The sequence below is a fragment of the Streptomyces sp. NPDC092370 genome (genome assembly GCF_044755265.1).
Taxonomy (GTDB): domain Bacteria; phylum Actinomycetota; class Actinomycetes; order Streptomycetales; family Streptomycetaceae; genus Streptomyces.
Genome location: NZ_JBIVQO010000009.1, coordinates 184,466 through 204,498, shown reverse-complemented (window position 1 = coordinate 204,498; position 20,033 = coordinate 184,466). Strand labels below are relative to the sequence as shown.

Sequence of the window (20,033 nt, the reverse complement as noted above, 5' to 3'; positions counted from 1 at the left end):
CCGCATCCCCCGCGAAGACACCGGCATGACCGGGCGGTTCATGAGTGGCCGACCGGACCGCCGCCGTTGCGAGCGCGATGCGGTGCGGGCTGCTGGAGCCGTGAGGAAGGCGCCGGACGACCGGCGCCTTCCCGGTGTGCGGGGGTGCTCAGCCGAGCCGGGCTTCCAGCTCTGCCACGATCTCGTTCACGCCCACCGCCGTCTGCTCGCCCGACTCCATGTCCTTCAGCTGGACGACGCCTTCGGCGAGGTCGCGTTCGCCGGCCACGACCGTGTAGCGGGCGCCGCTGCGGTTGGCGTTCTTCATGGCGCCCTTGAGGCCCTTGCCGCCGTAGGAGAAGTCGGCCGCGATGCCGTTCTTGCGCAGTTCGGTGACCTTGGCGAACAGGACCCGGCGGGCCTCCTCGCCGAGCGGGACGGCGAACACGCTGGTGGTGGGCGGCAGTTCCAGCTCGACGCCCTCCGCCTCCAGCGCGAGGACCGTGCGGTCGACGCCGAGGGCCCAGCCGACGGACGGCAGCGCGGGGCCGCCGATCATCTCGGACAGACCGTCGTAGCGGCCTCCGCCGCCCACCGCGGACTGCGAGCCGAGGCCGTCGTGGACGAACTCGAAGGTGGTGCGGGTGTAGTAGTCCAGGCCACGGACCAGCTTCGGGTCGTCCTCGAAGGCGACGCCCGCCGCCGTGATCAACTCGCGGACCTCCTCGTGGTACGCCTTGCACGCGTCGCACAGGTAGTCACGCAGCAGCGGCGCGTCCCCCAGCTGCTTCTGGACGGCCTCGCGCTTGTCGTCCAGGACGCGCAGCGGGTTGATCTCCGCACGGCGCAGGGTGTCCTCGTCCAGGTCCAGGCCGCGCAGGAACTCCTGAAGCGCCGACCGGTAGACGGGGCGGCACTCCTGGTCGCCCAGGCTGTTCAGCAGGATCCGGAAGTCCCTCAGGCCCAGCGACCGGTACGCCTGGTCGGCCAGGATGATCAGCTCGGCGTCCAGCGCCGGGTCCTCCGCGCCGATTGCCTCGGCACCGACCTGGGAGAAGTGGCGGTAGCGGCCCTTCTGTGGACGCTCGTAGCGGTAGTACGAGCCGGAGTACCAGACCTTGACCGGGAGGTTGCCGGCCTTGTGCAGGTTGGCCTCCAGCGCCGCGCGCAGGACGGAGGCCGTACCTTCGGGGCGCAGGGCGAGCTTGTCGCCGCCCTTGGTCTCGAAGGCGTACATCTCCTTGGTCACGATGTCGGTGGACTCACCGACCCCGCGCGCGAAGAGCTCGACGTTCTCGAAGCCGGGCGTCTCGATGTAGCCGTAGCCGGAGTTGCGCAACGGCGCGGCGATGGCCTCGCGGACCGCGAGGTACTTGGCGCTGTCCGGCGGGATCAGGTCGTACGTGCCCTTGGGGGCCTTGAAGGTGCTCACGGAAGGTCTCGTCACATTCCTCGTCGGGGAGCCTCGAAGGCTCCCTGGCCGGCCGCCACCTGCCGCAGATACGGGTTGGCGGCGCGCTCCTGGCCGATGGTCGTCTGGGGGCCGTGGCCGGACAGCACCACGGTCGAGTCGTCGAGCGGCAGGCACACGCGGGCCAGCGAGTCGAGTATCTCGGCCATGTCACCGCCGGGCAGGTCGGTGCGTCCGATGGAGCCGGCGAACAGCAGGTCGCCCGAGAAGAGGATCGGCGGGATGTCCGCCGCCTCGGGCAGGCCGAAGGTCACCGACCCCTTGGTATGGCCGGGCGCGTGCGCGACGGACAGCTCCAGGCCCGCCAGCTCCAGCTTCACCCCGTCGGCCAGTTCCTTGACGTCATCGGGCTCCCCCACGGTCAGCTCCCCCATCAGCGGCATCCCGATGGAACGGCCGAGCGCCTTCTCGGGGTCGCTCATCATGTACCGGTCGTCGGGGTGGATCCAGGCCGGCACGTCGTGGGCGCCGCACACCGGGACGACCGAGGCCACATGGTCGAGGTGGCCGTGGGTGAGGACGACGGCGACCGGCTTGAGCCGATGCTTGGCGATCGCTTCCGCGACGCCGTCTGCGGCCTGATGGCCGGGGTCGATGATCACGCACTCCTCACCGGCGGCGGGGGCGACGAGGTAGCAGTTCGTCCCCCAGGCCCCGGCGGGGAACCCGGCAATGAGCACGATCGTCCTTCGTTGTGTCGATACGGGCGGCTACGGCTGCTCACAGAGCCTACCGGCGCTGCCGATTCCTCAGCGAACCCATATACGGTACGGGGCACACGCAGGCGCTCGGCACACAGGACGCACGCGTACCGGTCGACGTTCGAGACCCATGAGGAGAGAACCCGGTGGTCAGCCAGGAACAGCGGCGGCGTCAGCTCGCCCGGGAGAAGTTCTTGCGGCAGCAGCAGCGACGCACGGACGCGCGACGCAAGGCCCGTATCCGCAACTCCGTGATCGCTTCGACTCTCGGCGTGATCGTGGTGCTCTCGGTGACGGTCTTCCTGACCAAGCCGTTCGAGGACGACGGCAAGACGGAGAACGCGGGCGCGGACGTCACGCCCAGCGCCACGCCCAGCAAGGCCCCGGACCCGTGCGAGAAGCCGGCCCCGGGCAAGGTCAAGTCGGAGACCTGGAAGAAGGAACCGGCGCTGACCATCGACAAGTCGGCGAAGTACACGATGAAGCTGGACACGACCTGCGGTGAGATTGACGTCGCGCTGAAGGCGTCGGCCGCGCCGCACACCGTCAACTCGTTCAACTTCCTCCTCGGCAAGGGCTACTTGGACCACAGCAAGTGCCACCGGCTCACGAACCAGGGCATCTACGTCCTGCAGTGCGGCGACCCGCAGGGCACCGGCATGGGCGGACCGGGCTACACCATCCCGGACGAGAACCTCAAGGACAAGAGCCTCAAGGGCGGGGTGTACCCGGCGGGTACGGTCGCGATGGCGAACCAGTACAACGCGCAGACGAAGCAGGGCCGCAACAGCGGCGGCAGCCAGTTCTTCCTCGTCTACCAGGACAGTCAGCTGCCGCCCGACTACACACCGTTCGGAACGGTGTCGGAAGCGGGCATGAAGGTCCTGAAGAAAATCGCCAAGGCCGGGGCGCAGGCTCCCGACCCTCAGACGGGCAACACCGCGCCCAACGCGACGGTCGTGATCAACAAGGCCACGATCACGGAATCCTGAGCCCCAACTGCGAAATTTCGGTCGCGCGGGATGCGGACAGGCCCCCCGCCGGTCGCCTATGTTGGCCGTGACGAAACTGTGGACGATGCCCGGGGGAGCTACAGGCCCCTCGCAGGCATCATGTGGAGGAGGCGCTGTGAGCAGCGACCCGTGGGGCCGCGTCGACGAGACGGGGACCGTGTACGTGCGTACGGCCGACGGCGAGCAGGTCGTCGGTTCCTGGCAGGCAGGCTCCCCCGAGGAGGCGCTGGCCTACTTCGAGCGCAAGTACGAGGGCCTGGTTGTCGAGATCGGCCTCCTCGAGAAGCGAGTGAAGACCACCGACCTGTCGGCGAAGGACGCCCAGGCCGCCATCGACCACATCCGGGAGCAGGTCGACGCGCATCACGCGGTGGGCGACCTGGACGCGCTGCGGGTCCGGCTGGACAAGCTCGTGGAACTGGTGGAGGCGCGCCGCGAGGAGCGCAAGGCGCAGCGGGCGAAGCAGTCCGACGAGGCCCGCCACGCCAAGGAGGCGCTGGTCGCCGAGGCGGAGGAGCTGGCGCAGTCCGACCAGTGGCGGGCGGCCGGTGAGCGGCTGCGGGCCCTGGTGGACACCTGGAAGGGTCTGCCGCGGCTTGACCGCAAGTCCGACGACGAGCTGTGGCACCGGTTCTCGCACGCTCGCTCGGCGTTCTCCAAGCGGCGCAAGCAGCACTTCGCGCAGCTGGACGCGCAGCGCGAGGAGGCCCGCAAGACCAAGGAGCGGCTGGTCGCCGAGGCCGAGGCGCTGTCGAACTCGACGGACTGGGGCGTGACGGCGGCGCGTTACCGCGAGCTGATGTCCGAGTGGAAGGCCGCGGGCCGTGCCCAGCGCGAGCACGAGGACGACCTGTGGAACCGCTTCCGCGGCGCCCAGGACGTCTTCTTCGCGGCCCGCGGCTCGGTCTTCGCGGAGCGGGACGCGGAGCAGACGGAGAACCTCAAGCTCAAGGAGGAGCTGGCCGAGGAGGCCGAGAAGCTCCTGCCGATCACGGACCTGAAGGCGGCCCGCGCCGCGTTCCGGAACGTGAACGAGCGCTGGGAGGCCATCGGCCATGTGCCGCGCGACGCCCGGCCCAAGGTCGAGGGCCGGATGCACGCCGTCGAGCGGGCCATCCAGGAGGCCGAGGAGGCCGAGTGGCGCCGGACCAACCCGGAGGCACGTGCGCGTGCCGAGGGTCTGACCGGTCAGCTCCAGGCCGCCGTGGACAAGCTGCGGGGCCAGATCGAGCAGGCCCGGGCGCAGGGCAACAACGCCAAGGCAGACAAGCTCCAGCGTGAGCTCGACGGCCGCCAGGCGCTGCTGGACCAGGCGCTGAAGGGCCTCCAGGAGTTCGGCGGCTGAGCAGTCGGCCGAAAAAGGGGCTCCCGTACACCGTGTACGGGAGCCCCTTTCGTGTGGTCCTGCGGCGACCGGTTACGACCTGCTGCGCGCCGACGTCACCCGGTACACGTCGTAGACGCCTTCCACGCCCCGGACCGCCTTCAGGACGTGCCCGAGGTGCTTCGGGTCACCCATCTCGAAGGTGAAGCGGGAGGTGGCGACGCGGTCCCGGGAGGTCTGGACGGCCGCGGACAGGATGTTGACGTGCTGGTCGGACAGCACGCGGGTGACGTCCGACAGGAGCCGGGAGCGGTCCAGGGCCTCGACCTGGATGGCGACCAGGAAAACCGAGGACTGGGTGGGCGCCCACTCGACGTCGAGGATGCGCTCGGGCTCCCGGGACAGCGAGTCGACGTTCACACAGTCGCTGCGGTGAACCGATACGCCGCTGCCGCGGGTGACGAAGCCGATGATCGGGTCGCCCGGGACGGGTGTGCAACAGCGGGCCAGCTTGACCCACACGTCGTCGACGCCCTTGACGACGACGCCCGGGTCGGCGCTGGAGCGGCGCTTGCGCCCGCGTCCGTGGGCCGGCGGGACCGACTCGTCGATCTCCTCGGTGGCGGCCTCCTCGCCGCCCAGGGCCTGGACCAGCTTCTGCACGATGTTCTGCGCGGAGACATGGCCCTCGCCGATCGCCGCGTACAGCGCGGAGATGTCGGCGTAGCGCATCTCGTGCGCGAGGGTCACCAGGGAGTCGCCGGTCAGGATGCGCTGGATCGGCAGGTTCTGCTTGCGCATGGCGCGGACGATGGCGTCCTTGCCCTGCTCGATCGCCTCGTCGCGGCGCTCCTTGGAGAACCAGGCGCGGATCTTGTTGCGGGCCCGCGGTGACTTGACGAAGCCGAGCCAGTCGCGGGAGGGGCCGGCGCCGGCCGCCTTGGAGGTGAAGACCTCCACCAGGTCGCCGTTGTCGAGGGTGGACTCCAGCGGCACCAGCCGGCCGTTGACCCGGGCGCCTATCGTGCGGTGGCCGACCTCGGTGTGCACGGCGTAGGCGAAGTCGACCGGGGTGGCACCGGCCGGGAGCGCTATGACGTCGCCCTTGGGGGTGAAGACGAAGACCTCGTTGCGCGAGAGGTCGAAACGCAGGGACTCAAGGAACTCGCCCGGGTCCTCGGTCTCCTTCTGCCAGTCCAGGAGCTGGCGCAGCCAGGCCATGTCGTTGAGGTGGTCGTCCTTGCCCTTGCCGGACGACTTGGGGGCGTCGCTGCGCACCTTGGAGGCGCCGGCGACGGCCTCCTGCTTGTACTTCCAGTGCGCGGCGATGCCGTACTCGGCGCGGCGGTGCATGTCGAACGTGCGGATCTGCAGCTCGACCGGCTTGCCGCCGGGGCCGATGACCGTCGTGTGCAGCGACTGGTACATGTTGAATTTGGGCATCGCGATGTAGTCCTTGAACCGGCCGGGGACCGGGTTCCATCGCGCGTGCACCGTGCCGAGGGCCGCGTAGCAGTCGCGGACGGTGTCCACGAGGACGCGAATGCCCACCAGGTCGTAGATCTCCGCGAAGTCACGTCCGCGGACGATCATCTTCTGGTAGACGCTGTAGTAGTGCTTCGGGCGGCCGGTGACCGTCGCCTTGATGCGGGCCGCGCGCAGGTCCTGCTGCACCTCGTCGGTGACGATGGCCAGGTACTCGTCGCGCTTCGGCGCCCGCTCGGCCACCAGCCGGACGATCTCGTCGTACATCTTGGGGTAGAGGATCGCGAAGGCGAGGTCCTCCAGCTCCCACTTGATGGTGTTCATGCCGAGGCGGTGGGCGAGCGGCGCGTAGATCTCCAGGGTCTCGCGCGCCTTCTTCTCCTGCTTCTCGCGCTTGAGGTAGCGCATGGTGCGCATGTTGTGCAGGCGGTCGGCGAGCTTGATGACCAGGACGCGCGGGTCCTTGGCCATGGCGACGACCATCTTGCGCACGGTCTCCGCCTGCGCGGCCTCGCCGAACTTGACCTTGTCCAGCTTGGTGACGCCGTCGACGAGCAGGGTGACGACGTCGCCGAAGTCGCGGCGCAGGTCCTCCAGGCCGTACTCGGTGTCCTCGACCGTGTCGTGCAGCAGGCCCGCCATCAGCGTGGCCGGATCCATGCCCAGCTCGGCGAGGATGGTGGTGACGGCGAGGGGGTGCGTGATGTACGGGTCGCCGCTCTTGCGCTTCTGGCCGCGGTGCCAGCGCTCGGCGACCTGGTAGGCGCGCTCGATCTGGCGGAGGGTGGCCGTCTCGATCTTCGGGTCGTTGCTGCGCACTATCCGCAGCAGCGGCTCCAGCACCGGGTTGTAGGGGTTGGCGCGCTGCACACCGAGCCGGGCCAGACGGGCGCGGACGCGGTTGGAGGAGCCGGAGCGGGCCGGCTGTCCGGCGGCCTGGCGCACCGGGGGCGACGGGGTGGGCTTGGGCCGCGACTGCTCGTCCGGCTTGTCGACCGGCGCCGCCTGGGCATGCTCGACCGGCCCGCGGGGGTCGTTCTTCGCGTGGGGCGCGTTCGGCGCGGGCTTCGCCGCGGCCGCCGAGGCGGACTCGGGCTTGGCGGCGGTCAGGTGCTGGGCCTCGTCTGGCAAGAGGACTCCTCGTGCGCGATCCGGGTCCCCCGGTCAGGCTCCGGACCCCCATGGTAGCGATCCTGAGCCCCAGGATCGCCTTCAGGCCAATGTGAGGACCGTCTACCCCGGAAACGCACGAGGCGGGCACCGGATTCCTCCGGGCCCGCCCGCGCGGTGTGGCATTCGGTCGCTAGACCGTGAGCAGCGCCTCCAGCGGGGCGCCGTTGAGCGCCGGCTCCAGGCGGGCGCGGCCGCTCAGGAAGCCGAGCTCCATGAGGACGGCGACACCGGCCACCTCGGCGCCGGCCCGGTGGATGAGCTGGACCGAGGCCTCGGCGGTGCCGCCGGTGGCGAGGACGTCGTCGACGATCAGGACGCGATCGCCGGCGGTGAGGTCCTCGGCGTGCACCTCGATCTCCGCCGAGCCGTACTCCAGGTCGTAGGCCTGGGCGAGGGTGGCTCCGGGGAGCTTGCCCGCCTTGCGTACGGGGATGAAGCCGAGGCCTGCGCGGACGGCGACCGGGGCGCCGAGGATGAAGCCCCGTGCTTCCAGGCCGACGACCTTGGTGGCGCCGGTGCGCTCGGCGATCTCGGCGAGGGCGTCGGTCAGCGCGGTGAACGCCGACGGGTCTGCCAGGAGCGGGGTGATGTCCTTGAACATCACGCCCGGCTCCGGGTAATCGGCCACGTCGCGGATGCGGCTGAGCAGCAGCTCTCTGATGTCGGTCATCGACGCTTCCCCGAGGGACGGCCACGGCCGCGGTTGCGGGTGGCGGGCTGGTTGCGGGGCCCTACGACCGCGGGTGCGGCGTCCTCGGGCTCGTCGGCGTAACTCTCCTCGTCGCCCTGCGCGTCGGGCGCCTCGCCCTTGGCGGCGGACTGGGCCCGCTTGGCCAGGACGCGCTTCTTCAGGGCCTTCATCGCCGGCTCGCGCTCCTTGAGGTCGGCGACGAGCGGCGTGGCGATGAAGATCGAGGAGTAGGCACCGGCGGCGAGGCCGACGAACAGCGACAGCGAGATGTCGTTCAGCATGCCGGCGCCGAGGACACCGCCACCGATGAACAGCAGGCCCGCCACCGGCAGCAGCGCGACCACGGTGGTGTTGATGGAACGGACCAGGGTGCTGTTGATCGACCGGTTGGCGACGTCGCTGTAGGTCCAGCGGGTCTGCTTGGTGAGGTCCCTCGTCTGTTCCTTGAGGCTGTCGAAGACCACGACCGTGTCGTAGAGCGAGTAGCCGAGGATGGTCAGCAGACCGATCACCGTGCCCGGGGTGACCTCGAAGCCGACGAGGGCGTAGATGCCGACCGTGATGGTGATGTCGTGGATCAGTGCGACGAACGCGGCCAGGGCCATGCGCCACTCGAAGGCGATCGCCAGGTAGATCACCACCAGGACCAGGAAGATCCCGAGGCCCTGCCATGCCTTGTTCGCGATCTGCTCACCCCAGCTGGGGCCGACCAGTTCGGCGTTGATCTGCTCCGAGTCCATCTTGAGGTCGTCGGCGAGGGTGTTCTTGATCTGGTTCGCCGTACCGGTGTCGATGCCGGCGACCTGGATGCGCAGGCTGCCGTCGCCGAGCTTCTGGACGATCGCGTCGTGGCCGGAGGCCTCTTCCGCGTACTCCTCCGCCTGGGACACCGAAGCGCTGGTGCTCTTCGGGGTGTTGAAGACGGCGCCACCCTGGAACTCGATGCCCATGTTCAGGCCTCGGACCGCCAGGCCGACGATGGCCGTGATGGTGATCAGGATGGAGAGGCCGTACCAGATCTTGCGGTTCTTGACGAAGTCGTAGCCGATCTCACCGCGGTGCAGCCGGGCGCCGAGGGTGCCGAGTTTCGACATCTCACGCCTCCTTCGTCTCGATAGGGGCGGAGGGACGGCGGGTGCGGCGCAGCGGCGGTTGGGCACCCAGGCTCTTCGGGTCGAGGCCGGACCACTTGTGGCCGTTCGCGAAGAACGGGCGGCGGGCCATCAGGGTCAGCAGCGGCTTGGTGAAGAGGAACACCACGACCACGTCGAGCAGGGTGGTCAGGCCGAGCGTGAACGCGAAGCCCTGGACCTTGCCGACGGTGACGATGAAGAGCACCGCGGCGGCGAGGAACGACACGAAGTCGGAGACCAGGATGGTGCGCCGGGCGCGCGGCCAGGCCCTCTCCACGGCGGGGCGCAGGGTGCGGCCCTCGCGGATCTCGTCGCGGACGCGTTCGAAGTACACGATGAACGAGTCCGCGGTGATGCCGATCGCGACGATGGCGCCGCACACGGCCGGCAGGTTCAGCGCGAAGCCGATGGCCGGGCCGAGGAGAGCCATGAGCGTGTAGGTGAGGGCGGCCGAGACCAGCAGCGAGAGGATCGCGATGAACGACAGGCCGCGGTAGTAGGCCAGCAGGTAGATGACGACCAGCGCGAGACCGATGGCACCGGCGATCAGGCCGGCCTTCAGCTGGTCACCGCCCAGCGCGGCGGTCACGGTCGTCATGCTGTCCACCTTGAAGGTCAGCGGCAGCGCGCCGTACGACAGCATGTTGGACAGGTCCTGGGCGGACTGCTGGGTGAAGTTGCCGGAGATCTCGGCGTTGCCACCGGTCAGGGCCTGCTTGACGTACGGGTCGGAGACGACCTCGCCGTCCAGGACGATGGCGAACTGGTTCTGCGGGGACTGGTTCTGGGCCAGCTTGCCGGTGATGTTCGCGAACTTCTTGGCGCCGGAGTCCGTGAAGTCCATCGTGACCACCCAGCCCGCGCCGGTCTGCGTGTTCAGGACGGCCTGGGCCTTGTCGACGTCCGTGCCGTCGACCTCAGCGGGGCCGAGGATGTACTTCTGCCACTGGCCCTGCGAGTTCTTGCCGCACGCCAGCGTCGGGGCGGAGGCCTTGATGCCGTCGCCCACGGTGGAGCGGGTCTTCTCGTCGGTGCAGTCGAGCTTGGCGTACTTGGCCTGCAGCGCGCTCGCGTCGCCTTCGGCGGTGCCGCCGCTCGTCGACGGGGAGGGGCTGGCCTTGGCCTTGTCCGAGGCGCTCGCGGACGGCGTGGCGTCGGCCTTCAGCCCGTCCGTGACCGCACGGCCCTGCGTGGTGGCGGAGGCGGACGGGGACGCGGACCCCTTGTCGGTGGCCTCGGGCTTGTCGGTGGCCTCGCCGGACGGCTTGTCCGTGGGGCTGCCGGTGGGGCTCGGGGAGGGACTGGCCGGGGCCTTGCCGCCGGAGATCTCGGTGGCGAGAACCGGGCGGAAGTAGAGCTTGGCGGTGGTGCCGACCTGCTTGCGGGCCTGCTCCGAGTTGGTGCCCTTGGGAATGTTGACGATGATGTTTTCCCGGCCCTGCGTCTGGACCTCGGACTCGGAGACGCCCAGACCATTGACACGGCGCTCCATGATGGAGACGGCCGTGTCCATGTTGGTCTTGTTGATCGCCGCCTCGTTGCCGGCCTCGGGGACCGCGCGGAGCGTGATGCTCGTACCGCCGGCAAGGTCGATGCCGAGACGGGGCTTCGTGTGCCCCGAGGCGAACATCCCCCCGGTGAGCGCCGCGATGGCGATCAGGATCAGGGCCAGCGAGCGCCCCGGCTTGCTCTGGGCGCTCGCGTTCCTGCCCTTTTTAGGTGTGGCCACCTTCTCGTACTCCCTCTCGGGCCACCTCGCTCCGGATCGGCGGACGGGCGGCCATGACATGGTGTCGGGATTCCGTGCGAGCTGGGCGTGTGCCCGGGGGGGGGGGGGGGGGGGGCCCCCCCCCCCCGCCCCCCCCCCCCCCCCCGGGGGGGCGGCGGGGGGGGGGGGGCCCCGGCCGCGGGGGGGGGGGGGCGGGGGGGGGGGGGGGGGGCGGGGGGGGGGGGGCGCCCCCCCCCCCCCCCCGGGCCCACGACTACTTCGCCTCGGTGTCGCCGTCGGTCTTCTTCGGCTCTGCGTCCGTCTTCGCCTCGGCCGCGTCGTCGGCCGGCTCCTCGGCCGCGTCCTTCTTGCCGAGGTCGACAGCCTTGTCGTCAGCGGGTGCGTCGGCGGCGGAGTCGCCGGTCCCGGTCAGGGAGGAGGCGTCGTCCGGGACGATGTCGGCGTCGGACTTCAGGTCGTGCTCGACGCCGTGGACGATGCGGTTGTACTCGTCGTCGGTGAGGACGGCGCCGATGGCGTTCTTGGCGAAGAGGAGCTCGACGCCGGGTCCGGCGTCGACGAGGACGGTGTCCTCATTGACCTCCTTCACCGTGGCGTACATGCCCCCGATGGTGCGAATACCGCTGCCGGGCTGCATCTGGTTCCGCATCTCGGCGGCCTGCTGCTGCTTCTTCTTGGCCGACCGGGTCATCAGGAACATGGCCCCGATGAGCACGATGAACGGGAGGAGGGTCAGGAGACTCACGGGTCGGTACTTCCTTCACACGACCGCGCTGTGAGCGGCCAGCTGGTTGGGGGTGTGTACACCGCCGGCAAAGGCGGCATCGGCGGAGTCTAAGCGAGTCCGCGCGCAGGGAACAACGCTCAGCATGGCACCGGGGTTCCTGCTCCGGCCACTGACCTCGCCGCCGAGGAGCCGTAACGGCGCCGTCACGCCCCGAACAGGTCCTGTTGTCCGTTTCCGGCAGTCTGGGAGCGTGGTGGGGTGAGGCCGAGATGCGCCCATGCGGCGGGGGTGGCGACCCGGCCGCGCGGGGTGCGGGCCAGCAGGCCCTCGCGTACGAGGAAGGGCTCGGCGACCTCTTCCACGGTCTCACGTTCCTCCCCCACCGCGACAGCGAGCGTGGACAGACCGACCGGACCACCGCCGAACAGCTTGAGCAGGGCTTCCAGCACGCCCCGGTCGAGGCGGTCGAGGCCGCGCTCGTCCACCTCGTACACCGCGAGCGCGGCCGCCGCGATGTCCCGGGTGATCAGCCCGTCGGCCTTGACCTGCGCATAGTCCCGGACGCGGCGCAGCAGGCGGTTGGCGATACGGGGCGTGCCGCGGGAGCGGCCGGCGATCTCGGCGGCACCCTGCGGCTCGACCTCGACCTCCAGGAGGTTCGCCGAGCGGTGGATGACCCGCTCCAGCTCGGCCGGTTCGTAGAACTCCATGTGGGCGGTGAAGCCGAAGCGGTCGCGCAGCGGGGGCGGCAGCAGGCCAGCGCGGGTGGTGGCGCCGACCAGGGTGAACGGTGGCAGCTCCAGGGGGATGGCCGTGGCGCCGGGGCCCTTGCCGACGATGACGTCGACGCGGAAGTCCTCCATCGCCATGTACAGCATCTCCTCGGCGGGCCGGGACATGCGGTGGATCTCGTCGAGGAAGAGGACCTCGCCCTCCTGGAGCGAGGAGAGGATCGCGGCGAGGTCGCCGGCGTGCTGGATGGCGGGGCCCGAGGTGATGCGGATGGGGGCGCCCATCTCGGCCGCGATGATCATCGACAGGGTGGTCTTGCCGAGGCCGGGGGCGCCCGAGAGCAGCACGTGGTCGGCGGTCGCCCCCCGCGCGCGTGCGGCGCGCAGGACGAGGTCGAGCTGTTCGCGGACCTTCTCCTGGCCGATGAACTCGTCCAGGTCCTTGGGGCGCAGGGCGGCCTCGACGGCTTGGTCCTCGCGGTCGGCGACGGAGTCCACCAGCCGCTCCGCGGTGGGCCCCGCGGCATCGGCGTCGGTCGTGTCGTCCCAGTTCATGGAGTGTGCCTCGGAATCTCGGTACGGACTATCGGGCGCGGTTCAGGGTCTGCAAGGCCGCCTTCAGCAGCTGGCCCACCTGGGGCGTGCCCTCGGCGGCCTCGGCCTGCGGGGCCACGGCGGACACCGCCTCGTCGGCCTCCCGGGTGGCGTACCCGAGGCCGATCAGCGCCGCGTGCAGCTGGTCGCGCCAGCCGGTGCTGACCGCCGCGCCCACGGCGGGGGCGCCGACGGGCGCGCCGAGCCGGTCCTTCAACTCCAGGAGGAGCTTCTGCGCGCCCTTCTTGCCGATCCCGGGGACGGCGGTGAGGGCCTTCTCGTCGGCGGATGCGACGGCCCGGCGCAGCGCGTCCGGGCTGTGCACGGCGAGCATGGCCTGGGCCAGCCGGGGGCCGACACCGCTGGCCGTCTGGAGCAGCTCGAAGACCTGTCGCTCGTCGTCGTCCGCGAACCCGTAGAGGGTCAGGGAGTCCTCGCGCACGACGAGGGAGGTGTGCAGTTTGGCGGGCCGGCCCATGCGGAGCGTGGACAGCGTGTCGGGCGTGCACTGGACGGCCATGCCGACGCCGCCGACCTCGACGACCGCGGCATCGGGGGCGAGCGCGGCGACCGTGCCGCTGACGAAGGCGATCATGCCGTCCGGCCTTTCGGGGTGTGCAGGGCTACGGCCTGCTGGAGTCGGTTCTGTGCGGGGGCGCGCCAGATGTGGCAGATGGCGAGCGCGAGGGCGTCGGCCGCGTCGGCGGGCTTGGGCGGTGCGCCGAGCCGCAGCAGGCGGGTGACCATCGCGCCCACCTGTGCCTTGTCGGCCCGGCCGCTGCCGGTGACGGCTGCCTTGACCTCGCTCGGGGTGTGCAGCGCGACCGGGATTCCCCGGCGGGCGGCACAGAGCATGGCGACCGCGCTGGCCTGGGCCGTGCCCATCACCGTGCGGACGTTGTGCTGGCTGAAGACGCGCTCCACGGCGACGTATTCCGGCCGGTGCTCGTCGAGCCACTGCTCGATGCCCTGCTCGACGGCGACGAGGCGGTGGCCGAGGTCGGCGTCCGCGGGCGTGCGCACGACGCCGACGCCGAGCATCGTCAGCGGCCGGCCCGCGACCCCCTCGACGACGCCGACACCGCACCGCGTCAGTCCGGGGTCCACCCCGAGTACGCGCACCCGCCCCTCCTTCAATCGCCTGTTCGTGCAGGCTATCGGGTACCGCTGACAACGCGACGGGCCGACGGGTGTGTCCCGTCGGCCCGTTGAGCCCGTTGAGCCCGTGCGGCTCACGGCGGCGTCAGGCGTCGACCTTCTCCATGACCTCGTCGCTGACGTCGAAGTTCGCGAAGACGTTCTGCACGTCGTCGCTGTCCTCCAGCGCGTCGATCAGCTTGAAGATCTTCTTGGCGCCTTCCTCGTCCAGCTCGACCTGCATGGTCGGGACGAAGTTGGCGTCGGCGGAGTCGTAGTCGATGCCGGCGTCCTGGAGGGCGGTGCGCACCGCGACCAGGTCGGTGGCCTCGCTCAGGACCTCGAAGCTCTCTCCGAGGTCGTTGACCTCCTCGGCGCCCGCGTCGAGCACGGCGGTCAGCACGTCGTCCTCGGTCAGCTCGCCCTTGGGGACGATCACGACGCCCTTGCGGTTGAACAGGTACGACACCGAGCCCGGGTCGGCCATGGAGCCGCCGTTGCGGGTCATGGCGACGCGGACCTCGGAGGCGGCGCGGTTGCGGTTGTCGGTGAGGCACTCGATCAGCACCGCGACACCGTTCGGGCCGTAACCCTCGTACATGATCGTCTCGTAGTCGGCGCCGCCGGCCTCCAGGCCCGCGCCACGCTTGACCGCCGAGTCGATGTTCTTGTTGGGGACCGACGACTTCTTCGCCTTCTGGATGGCGTCGTAGAGCGTCGGATTGCCCTCGGGGTCGGCGCCGCCCATCCGCGCCGCGACCTCGATGTTCTTGATCAGCTTCGCGAAGAGCTTGCCGCGCTTGGCATCGATGACGGCCTTCTTGTGCTTCGTCGTGGCCCATTTAGAGTGGCCGGACATCTGCCTGTCTCCTTCGCGTAACCCATCTCAGCAACGAACGCAGGAATCCTACAAGGACTCGGCTGTCCGGTTCGCCCGCACCATGTCGACGAACAGGGCGTGGACGCGGTGGTCGCCGGTCAGTTCCGGGTGGAACGACGTGGCCAGCGCGGTGCCCTGGCGGACCGCGACGATGTGACCGCCGTGCTCGGCGAGCACCTCGGCCCGGGCACCGACGGACTCCACCCAGGGGGCGCGGATGAAGACGCCCTCCACCGGATCGCCCTCGACGCCCTTGACCTGTACTGCCGCCTCGAAGGACTCGTTCTGCCGGCCGAAGGCGTTGCGGCGCACGATCATGTCGATGCCGCCGATGGTCTCCTGACCCGAGCGCGGGTCGAGGATCTTGTCGGCGAGCATGATCATGCCCGCGCAGGTGCCGTAGACGGGCATGCCGTCCCGCACGCGCGCGCGGAGGGGCTCCATCAGGCCGAACAGGACGGCCAGCTTGGAGATGGTGGTCGATTCGCCGCCGGGGATGACGAGACCGTCCACCTCGGCGAGTTCCCCGGGGCGCCGCACCGGCCTGGCCACGGCGTCGGCCGCGGCCAGGGCCACGAGGTGCTCCCGGACATCGCCCTGGAGGGCCAGGACGCCTATGACGGGGGTGTCGCTCATGGATTTATGTGCCTTACCAGCCGCGGTTGGCGTAGCGCTCGGCCTCGGGGAGGGTGTCGCAGTTGATGCCCACCATGGCCTCACCCAGGTTGCGGGAGGCGTCCGCGATGATCTTCGGGTCGTCGTAGAAGGTGGTGGCCTTCACGATGGCGGCGGCGCGCTTGGCCGGGTCGCCGGACTTGAAGATGCCGGAGCCGACGAAGACGCCCTCGGCGCCGAGCTGGCGCATCAGGGCGGCGTCGGCCGGGGTCGCGACACCGCCGGCGGAGAACAGCACCACGGGGAGCTTGCCGAGCTCGGAGACTTCCTTGACGAGCTCGTAGGGGGCGCGCAGCTCCTTGGCGGCGGCGTACAGCTCGTTGTTGTCGTAGCCGCGCAGACGGGCGATCTCGTTCTTGATCTGGCGCAGGTGGCGGACGGCCTCGACGACGTTGCCGGTACCGGCCTCGCCCTTGGAGCGGATCATCGCGGCGCCCTCGGCGATGCGGCGCAGGGCCTCGCCCAGATTGGTCGCGCCACAGACGAACGGCGTGGTGAAGGCCCACTTGTCGGAGTGGTTGACCTCGTCGGCCGGGGTGAGGACCTCGGACTCGTCGATGTAGTCGACGCCGAGGGACTGCAGGACCTGGGCCTCGACGAAGTGGCCGATGCGGGACTTGGCCATGACCGGGATCGAGACGGCGTCGATGATGCCCTCGATCATGTCCGGGTCGGACATGCGGGCCACGCCGCCGTCCTTGCGGATATCGGCCGGGACCCGCTCCAGGGCCATGACGGCCACGGCGCCCGCGTCCTCGGCGATCTTCGCCTGCTCCGGCGTGACGACGTCCATGATCACGCCGCCCTTGAGCTGCTCGGCCATGCCGCGCTTCACTCGGGCGGTGCCGGTCTCGGGAGCCTGGTTTTCGGAGATGGACACGGGTGACCTCGCTGAGGGGAAAGAGGATTTCTGCAGCACTGAGGAAACGCGAGAGAACCAGGCCACAGCAAGGGCCAATGGGAAGTCCGTGGACTCTTTTGCGACGGACGGCCGGAAGACACCCGTGCGAAGGGGTCAGGTGGCCCGGTCCACCAGGGCCACCGGAGGCTCGTCGTCCATTTCGAAGGCCAGGGGAAAGGGCGCGTGACCGGCCAGGCGGAACCAGCGCACCTTGCGGTGGCGGCGCAGGGCGCGGGCCGCGCGCACGGCGTCGTTGTGGAAGCGCCGGGCCATCGGCACCCTGCGGATCGCCTCGGTGAGTTCCCGGGTCGCTTCCTCTCCCCCGGGCGCCTCCCGTACCGCCTCCACCTGCGGAGCCTCCCCGAAGACGGCCCGCAGCGCCTGGCTCAGGTCGCTCTCGGCCACCTCCCGCTGCTCCTCCTCGGCCTGCCGGGCGGCGTGCGCGGCCTCGTAGAGCACGATCGAGGCGGCCGGATCCAGGACCCCCGAGGTCGCCAGTTCCTGTGCCACCGAGGCCCGGCGCAGCAGCTGCGCGTCCAGGGCGGCCCGGGCGGCGTCGATCCGGGCGTGGAGACGGTCGAGCCGGCCCGCGGTCCAGCTCAGGTAGAGCCCGATCGCGACCAGGGCGACGGCGATCCAGATGAGAGTGGTGGTCACGGGCGGCAAGGCTAGCGGCACGACACGGCCGCCGGTTCACCCCGCCCCGCCCGCCATGCCGGTTGTGGGGGGGTGGACGGTGTGCGGGGCCGAAGCGGACCCGCCGTCCCAGGTGTCAGTCCCGGGCGAACCCCAGCCGCCCCCACAGCCCGGTCGTGCGCTCGTCCTCGGCGACCGCCGCCGCACCGGCCGTCACCGTCTCGTACACGGACAGGATGTCCGCGCCGACGGTCGACCAGTCGAAGCGCCGCACATGGGCACTGCCCCGCTCGCGCAGCTCCGCTCGTCGCTCCGGGTCCTCCAGGAGGCGCACGGCCGCGTCGGCCAGGGCGTCCGCGTCCTCGTTGGGAAACAGTTCGCCGGCCGCTCCCCGGTCCAGGACCTGGGCGAAGGCGTCCAGGTCGGAGGCGAGGACGGGGGCTCCGGCGGACATGGCCTCGACGAGGATGATGCCGAAGCTCTCGCCGCCGGTGTTGGGCGCGACGTACAGGTCGACACTGCGCAGGAAGCGGGCCTTGTCCTCGTCGCTGACCATGCCGAGGAACTCGACGCGGGAGCGCAGCCCGGCGGGCAGGGACTCCACGGCCTCCTTCTCGTCGCCGCGTCCGGCCACCAGCAGCCGGGCCCCGGGACGCGCGGCGAGGATCTTCGGCAGGGCCTTCATGAGCACGGGGAGTCCCTTGCGGGGCTCGTCGATGCGCCCTATGAAGCCGATGGTGTCGCCCTGCCACTCGGCCTTGGGCTCTGCCGTGGCGAAGAAGTCGACGTCGACGCCGTTCGGGATCACGACGGCGTCCCCGCCGAGGTGCTCGACCAGGGTGCGGCGGGCGTACTCGCTCACGGCGATCCGGGCGCTGATCTTCTCCAGCGCGGCCTGCAGGATCGAGTACGCGGCGATCATCGCGCGGGAGCGCGGGTTGGAGGTGTGGAACGTGGCCACGATCGGCCCCTGGGCGGCCCAGCAGGTCAGCAGGCCCAGCGACGGCGAGGTCGGCTCGTGGATGTGGATCACGTCGAAGGCGCCGTCGTGCAGCCAGCGGCGTACCCGGGCGGCGCTCAGGAAACCGAAGTTCAGCCGGGCCACCGAGCCGTTGTACGGCACCGGCACCGCGCGCCCGGCCGAGACCACGTACGGCGGCAGCGGGGTGTCGTCGTCGGCCGGGGCGAGGACGGACACCTCGTGGCCGAGGCGGAGGAAGTACTCGGCGAGGTCGCGGATGTGGAACTGGACGCCTCCCGGCACGTCCCAGGAGTACGGGCAGACGATGCCGATCCTCACGTGGATCCCTTCGCTGGATCGAGGTCCGCGAGCCACAGGCGCTGCAGCATGTGCCAGTCCTCGGGATGGTCGGCGATCCCGGCGGCGAAGGCGTCGGCCAGCGCCTGTGTCATGACGGACGTCTTCTCGGCGCGCGTGCCGGACCCGGGAACCTCGACGGGCGGGTGGACGCGGCCCCGCATCACCGGCGAGTCGTCGTACCAGAGGGTGACGGGCAGCAGCAGGGCGCCGGTCTGCTGGGCGAGCAGGGCGGGTCCGGCCGGCATCCGGGCGGTGTCGCCGAAGAAGTCCACCTCGACGCCGGAGGCCGACAGGTCGCGGTCGGCGACCAGGCAGACCAGGCCGCCGTCGCGCAGCCGCCGGGCCAGGGTGCCGAAGGCGGTGCCGCCGCTGTGCGGCAGGACCTCCATGCCGAGGCCCTCGCGGTAGGCGACGAACCGGTCGTACAGCGTCTCCGGCTTCAGGCGCTCGGCGACCGTCGTGAAGGGGATGCCCAGCTTGGTGGTGGCCCAGGCGCCGGCGAGGTCCCAGTTGGCCAGGTGGGGCAGGGCGAGGATGACGCCCTTGCCCGCCGCCATGCCCTCGTGCAGGTAGTGCAGGTCCTTGACGTCGACGCCCGCCTTGATGCGCTCGGGGCTCCAGGCGGGGAGCCGGAACGACTCCATCCAGTAGCGCAGGTAGGAGCGCATGCCCGCGCGGGACAGCTCGGCGAGGCGCTCGGGGCTCGCGCCGGGCACCACGCGCGCGTAGTTGCTCTCCAGGCGCTGTACGCCCTTGCCGCGCTGTTTCCAGGCCAGGTCGGCGATGGTCCGGCCGAGCCGTACGGCGACCGGCTCGGGGAGCTTCCTGACCGTGCTCCAGCCGAGGCCGTACAGCGCGTCCGTCAGCCGGTCCTGAGTGCTCACGTGGCCGCCTCGCTCCCGTGAGAGGCGTTCTGCTGCGCGTCCCCATTTTTCTGGGTGCCCTGGGTGCCCTGGGTGTCCTGGGTGTCGTGACCGTCCTGCGCCGCCGCCGCGGCCTCGGCCTCCGCGGACTCCCGGCGGACGGTGACGACCCGCTGGATCAGTGTGACGAGACTGCCCACGGCCACGATCCACAGGGCGACGGGCAGCAGGTACTGGATGCCCGGCACACCGAAGGCGTGCAGGCCCGCCAGCCCGGCGGCGACCAGTGAGATCACCAGCCGCTCGGCCCGCTCGACGAGCCCGTTGACCGCGACCGGCAGGCCGATCGACTCGCCCCGGGCCTTGGTGTAGGACACCACCTGGCCGCTGGCCAGGCAGAAGATCGAGACGGCGCACAGGACGAGGTCGTCGCCCCCGCCGGCGTACCAGAGGATGAAGCCGCCGAAGATCGCTCCGTCGGCGACCCGGTCGAGCGTGGAGTCCAGGAAGGCGCCCCAGCGACTGGAGCGGCCGAGCTGGCGGGCCATGTTGCCGTCGACGAGGTCGGAGAACACGAAGAGCGTGATCACGACCGTGCCCCAGAAGAACTCGCCCCTGGGGTAGAAGACCAGCGCGCCCGCGACCACACCGGCGGTGCCGATGAGCGTGACGGTGTCGGGGCTGACGCCCCGGCGGATCAGAAACGCGGCGAACGGTGTGAGGACACGCGTGAAGAATGCACGCGCGTACTTGTTCAGCATGGCCTTCCCGAGGGTCGGTGTCGCCGCATGGCCCCTGCTGGCCACCGGCTGGCCCATCGTAGCCACGCGCGCGCGTGGGCGAGGGGCGGGCACCGGGACCCCTTCCGT

General features: G+C 70.6%; 19 protein-coding genes. 2 read left to right on the top strand and 17 right to left on the bottom strand.

Annotated features, from left to right (window positions below; all coding sequences use genetic code 11):
• Positions 1–148: 148 nt before the first annotated feature.
• Both hisS and ACIQHQ_RS26210 read right to left on the bottom strand, forming a co-directional pair.
• The gene (gene hisS / locus ACIQHQ_RS26215) at positions 149–1,411 is read right to left on the bottom strand and encodes a histidine--tRNA ligase (RefSeq protein ID WP_402615768.1); all 1,263 of its coding nucleotides are present in this window, start codon (positions 1,409–1,411) and stop codon (positions 149–151) included.
• Between the two features lie 11 nt (positions 1,412–1,422).
• Positions 1,423–2,130: an MBL fold metallo-hydrolase gene (locus ACIQHQ_RS26210; protein WP_402615765.1), complete on the bottom strand. Its 708-nt coding sequence runs from the start codon at positions 2,128–2,130 to the stop codon at positions 1,423–1,425.
• 167 nt (positions 2,131–2,297) lie between these two features.
• Here ACIQHQ_RS26210 and ACIQHQ_RS26205 point away from each other — a divergent pair, with 167 nt between their 5' ends.
• Both ACIQHQ_RS26205 and ACIQHQ_RS26200 read left to right on the top strand, forming a co-directional pair.
• Complete coding sequence (locus tag ACIQHQ_RS26205) at positions 2,298–3,143, top strand: peptidylprolyl isomerase (RefSeq protein WP_402615762.1); 846 nt, start codon at positions 2,298–2,300, stop codon at positions 3,141–3,143.
• A 136-nt stretch (positions 3,144–3,279) separates the two neighbouring features.
• On the top strand, positions 3,280–4,509 hold the full coding sequence (locus ACIQHQ_RS26200; protein WP_402615759.1) for a DUF349 domain-containing protein: 1,230 nt from the start codon (positions 3,280–3,282) through the stop codon (positions 4,507–4,509).
• A 72-nt stretch (positions 4,510–4,581) separates the two neighbouring features.
• Here the strand turns inward: ACIQHQ_RS26200 and relA are convergent, their stop codons facing one another.
• From relA to pgsA, 15 genes are all read right to left on the bottom strand, one after another.
• Positions 4,582–7,104 (bottom strand): GTP pyrophosphokinase, encoded by a 2,523-nt coding sequence (relA, locus tag ACIQHQ_RS26195; protein WP_402615757.1) that lies wholly within the window; start codon positions 7,102–7,104, stop codon positions 4,582–4,584.
• Between the two features lie 172 nt (positions 7,105–7,276).
• Complete coding sequence (locus ACIQHQ_RS26190) at positions 7,277–7,816, bottom strand: adenine phosphoribosyltransferase (RefSeq protein WP_402615754.1); 540 nt, start codon at positions 7,814–7,816, stop codon at positions 7,277–7,279.
• Positions 7,813–8,931 (bottom strand): protein translocase subunit SecF, encoded by a 1,119-nt coding sequence (secF, locus tag ACIQHQ_RS26185; RefSeq protein WP_402615751.1) that lies wholly within the window; start codon positions 8,929–8,931, stop codon positions 7,813–7,815. The genes ACIQHQ_RS26190 and secF overlap by 4 nt, the downstream gene beginning before the upstream one ends.
• A gap of 1 nt (position 8,932) precedes the next feature.
• Positions 8,933–10,699 (bottom strand): protein translocase subunit SecD, encoded by a 1,767-nt coding sequence (gene secD, locus ACIQHQ_RS26180; RefSeq protein WP_402615748.1) that lies wholly within the window; start codon positions 10,697–10,699, stop codon positions 8,933–8,935.
• A 253-nt stretch (positions 10,700–10,952) separates the two neighbouring features.
• Entirely contained in the window at positions 10,953–11,444 is a 492-nt protein-coding gene (yajC, locus tag ACIQHQ_RS26175) for a preprotein translocase subunit YajC (RefSeq protein ID WP_402615745.1), read from the bottom strand.
• A gap of 185 nt (positions 11,445–11,629) precedes the next feature.
• The gene (gene ruvB, locus ACIQHQ_RS26170) at positions 11,630–12,712 is read right to left on the bottom strand and encodes a Holliday junction branch migration DNA helicase RuvB (protein ID WP_402615743.1); all 1,083 of its coding nucleotides are present in this window, start codon (positions 12,710–12,712) and stop codon (positions 11,630–11,632) included.
• 28 nt (positions 12,713–12,740) lie between these two features.
• Positions 12,741–13,346, bottom strand: a complete 606-nt coding sequence (gene ruvA / locus ACIQHQ_RS26165) for a Holliday junction branch migration protein RuvA (protein WP_402615740.1) — start codon at positions 13,344–13,346, stop codon at positions 12,741–12,743.
• The gene (gene ruvC / locus ACIQHQ_RS26160) at positions 13,343–13,873 is read right to left on the bottom strand and encodes a crossover junction endodeoxyribonuclease RuvC (RefSeq protein ID WP_402615737.1); all 531 of its coding nucleotides are present in this window, start codon (positions 13,871–13,873) and stop codon (positions 13,343–13,345) included. The genes ruvA and ruvC overlap by 4 nt, the downstream gene beginning before the upstream one ends.
• Positions 13,874–13,994: 121 nt before the next feature.
• Positions 13,995–14,747, bottom strand: coding sequence for a YebC/PmpR family DNA-binding transcriptional regulator (locus ACIQHQ_RS26155; RefSeq protein ID WP_190196877.1), 753 nt, complete (start codon positions 14,745–14,747; stop codon positions 13,995–13,997).
• A gap of 48 nt (positions 14,748–14,795) precedes the next feature.
• Positions 14,796–15,404, bottom strand: coding sequence for a pyridoxal 5'-phosphate synthase glutaminase subunit PdxT (gene pdxT / locus ACIQHQ_RS26150; RefSeq protein WP_402615734.1), 609 nt, complete (start codon positions 15,402–15,404; stop codon positions 14,796–14,798).
• Between the two features lie 13 nt (positions 15,405–15,417).
• Positions 15,418–16,323, bottom strand: coding sequence for a pyridoxal 5'-phosphate synthase lyase subunit PdxS (pdxS, locus tag ACIQHQ_RS26145; RefSeq protein WP_126390171.1), 906 nt, complete (start codon positions 16,321–16,323; stop codon positions 15,418–15,420).
• A 135-nt stretch (positions 16,324–16,458) separates the two neighbouring features.
• Positions 16,459–17,001 carry a hypothetical protein gene (locus tag ACIQHQ_RS26140; RefSeq protein WP_402615731.1) on the bottom strand — a complete coding sequence of 181 codons (543 nt, stop codon included), beginning with the start codon at positions 16,999–17,001 and terminating at the stop codon, positions 16,459–16,461.
• Between the two features lie 115 nt (positions 17,002–17,116).
• Positions 17,117–18,280 carry a glycosyltransferase family 4 protein gene (locus ACIQHQ_RS26135; protein ID WP_402615729.1) on the bottom strand — a complete coding sequence of 388 codons (1,164 nt, stop codon included), beginning with the start codon at positions 18,278–18,280 and terminating at the stop codon, positions 17,117–17,119.
• On the bottom strand, positions 18,277–19,185 hold the full coding sequence (locus tag ACIQHQ_RS26130; RefSeq protein ID WP_402615726.1) for a phosphatidylinositol mannoside acyltransferase: 909 nt from the start codon (positions 19,183–19,185) through the stop codon (positions 18,277–18,279). Before ACIQHQ_RS26130 ends, ACIQHQ_RS26135 begins: the two co-directional genes overlap by 4 nt.
• Positions 19,182–19,982 carry a phosphatidylinositol phosphate synthase gene (gene pgsA, locus ACIQHQ_RS26125; protein ID WP_402615723.1) on the bottom strand — a complete coding sequence of 267 codons (801 nt, stop codon included), beginning with the start codon at positions 19,980–19,982 and terminating at the stop codon, positions 19,182–19,184. The genes ACIQHQ_RS26130 and pgsA overlap by 4 nt, the downstream gene beginning before the upstream one ends.
• Positions 19,983–20,033: the final 51 nt, after the last annotated feature.